Below are 2,399 nucleotides of genomic sequence, written 5' to 3' on the forward strand. Positions count from 1 at the left end.
CACGAGCCGGCTGGTCGGCGACCAGCCAAGTCCTGCCGAACCGCATAGAGGGTGCCACGTCCGGACACGCTGCTGGAAGGCCCAGGAGGCCTGCGCCGTCGAAGACACGGCAACGGCCCCGAGGGCGGCGGACCCCCACCCCTCGGCCTGCCACTTCCCCGAACTCCGCCCCCCCCCGCCCTGACAGCACCTGAACCCTGCTGTCGATCATGAAGTTATTGCCCTGACACGCCGAGGCGGAGGGCAATAACTTCATGATCAACGCGGGAAGGCGGGAGGAGGGGGAGGGGGGGAGGGGCGGGGGGGTTAGCGGGGGGTTAGGCGGTCGGTGCCTAGGCGGTCCTGGAGGACCTTGGGGATCAGGACGCTGCCGTCGGCCTGCTGGTACTGCTCCAGGATGGCCGGGAAGAGCCGGCTGGTGGCCAGGGCCGACCCGTTGAGGGTGTGCACGAAGCGGGTCTGCTTACCGCCCGGCTCGCGGTAACGGATGGCCGCCCGACGAGCCTGGTAGTCGCCGGCCCAGGAGACCGACGACACCTCCTTGTACTTGCCGGTGCTCGGCATCCACACCTCGATGTCGAGGGTCTTCTTCATCGAGGCGCTGGCGTCACCGGCCGAGAGCAGCGTGCGCTGGTAGTGCAGACCCAGCCCCTCGACCAGACTCTCGGCGTGGGCGAGCATCTCCTCCAGCGCCGCGTCGGCCTGCTCCGGCAGGGTGAACTGGAAGATCTCCACCTTGTTGAACTGGTGCCCGCGCACCGTGCCGCGCTCGTCCGAGTGCGAGCCGGCCGACTCGCGCCGGTAGCACGGGGTGTACGCGAACGCCTTCAGCGGCAGCTTCGGGGTCTCCAGGATCTCGTCCTGGTACGCGCCGAGGATCGCCGTCTCCGACGTGGGCAGCAGGAACTGGCCGCGCGGGGCGGACGCCGAATCCAGGTGGTAGACGTCGTCGTAGAACTTGGGGAACTGCCCGGCGGCGAAGCCGGCCGAATCGAGCAGCAGGTGCGGCGGGAGCAGGAACTCGTAGCCGGCCCTGATGTGCTGGTCGACGAAGTAGTTGAGCAGCGCCCACTCCAGCCGGGCGCCGACCCCGGTGTAGATCCAGAAACCGGACCCACCGAGCTTGACGCCGCGCTCGTAGTCGACCAGGCCCAGCGCGCGGCTCAGCTCCACGTGGTCGCGGACCTTCTCGATCACCGGCGGCTCACCGAAGGTCTTCACCACCCGGTTGGCTTCCTTGCCGCCGGCCACGACGTCGTCGCTGGGCAGGTTGGGCAGCTCACTCATCGCGTCGCGCAGCCGGGACTGCACCTCGTCCAACTGGGACTCCAGGTCGGCGAGCTGCTGACGCTCCGCCTCCGGCGCGGCGACCTGCGGCTCCTCGCCGGCCCGCTTCGCCTGCGCGTACGCCCGGGCCTCGGCCTTGCGGCGCTGCCGCTCGGCGTCGATCCCCGTGATCAGGGCGCGGCGTTCCTGGTCGAGCCGCTGGATCTCGTCCAGGGCACGGGTGACCTCGGCGGGATCCAGACGCTTCGCCAGCGCGGTCGCCACCGCCTCGCGATCCTTCCGGATCAACTCCATGTCGAGCATGCTGCTCCGTACGCCTCCGTCCGGGGTTCACAGGTGAACCACCAGATGCTACCGTCGCGGGCTTTTCGTCCCGGGACGGGGAGTGCTGGCCGCCGGCTCAGAGCCGGATCGGCATGAGCACCGAGTAGGTGTCCGCGTCGTCCGGTCGGCGTACGGCCAGCGGGGCGATCGGTCCGTCCAGCTCCAGCACCAGTTGCGGCGCGCCGGCCGCGTTCAGCGCGTCCAGCAGGTAGCCACCGTCCACCCCGACCCGGAGCACGTCGGTGCCCAGGTCTGCGGCGGGGAGCAGCCGCAGCCCGCCGTGGTCGTCGACGCCCAGCACGGTGACCGCCCGGGTCGTGCCGTCGTGGTCGCAGGCGACCGTGGGGGCCGCCGGGTCGGCCAGCGCTGCGCGCAGCGCGGCCACGTCCACCGGGATTCGCCGCGCGGTCGGCCGCTCGCCGACGGACTTGCGCAGCAGCCGGTGGTAGTCCGGGAAGTCGTACGGCAGGGCGGTGCCGGTCACCGTGCGCTCGGCCACCCGCACCCGCAGGTCCGCCCCCGCCACGGTCAGCCGTACCGGCCACGTGTCGGCGGTGTCGAGCAGGGGCCGGAGCTGGTCGACGAGGGCCACCGGCACGAACACCCGCACCGGCGGTCCGTCGACGTCGGCCCCGGCCCGTGCCAGCGCGAGCCGGTACCTGTCGGTGGCGACGAGCCGGACCCCGTCGGACTCCACGTCGAACAGCACGCCGGCGAGCATCGGCAGCTCCGGGTCGACGCCGACGGCGAAGCGCACCGCGTCGAGCGCGGCGGCCAGGCCGGCGGGG

2 protein-coding genes and 1 pseudogene are annotated in these 2,399 nt (G+C 71.8%); 1 reads left to right on the forward strand and 2 read right to left on the reverse strand.

What is annotated here, in order from left to right:
- Positions 1-184, forward strand: a pseudogene (locus tag PSH25_RS10065) (peptide ABC transporter ATP-binding protein); the annotation flags it as partial.
- A gap of 122 nt (positions 185-306) precedes the next feature.
- Here PSH25_RS10065 and serS read toward each other — a convergent pair.
- Together serS and PSH25_RS33625 are read right to left on the reverse strand one after the other, a co-directional pair.
- A complete protein-coding gene (serS, locus tag PSH25_RS10070) occupies positions 307-1,590 on the reverse strand; it encodes a serine--tRNA ligase (RefSeq protein ID WP_238658768.1) in 1,284 nt (427 codons plus the stop codon).
- Positions 1,591-1,687: 97 nt separating this feature from the next.
- A partial coding sequence (locus PSH25_RS33625) for a DNA polymerase III subunit beta (protein ID WP_274527260.1) occupies positions 1,688-2,399 on the reverse strand: 712 nt, incomplete at its 5' end.

The organism is Micromonospora foliorum, from assembly GCF_022229015.1.
GTDB lineage: Bacteria > Actinomycetota > Actinomycetes > Mycobacteriales > Micromonosporaceae > Micromonospora > Micromonospora foliorum.

Coding starts and splice junctions, on each gene's coding strand:
- serS (WP_238658768.1), bottom strand. CDS start 1,590: ATGCTCGACATGGAGTTGATCCGGAAGGATCGCGAGGCGGTGGCGACC.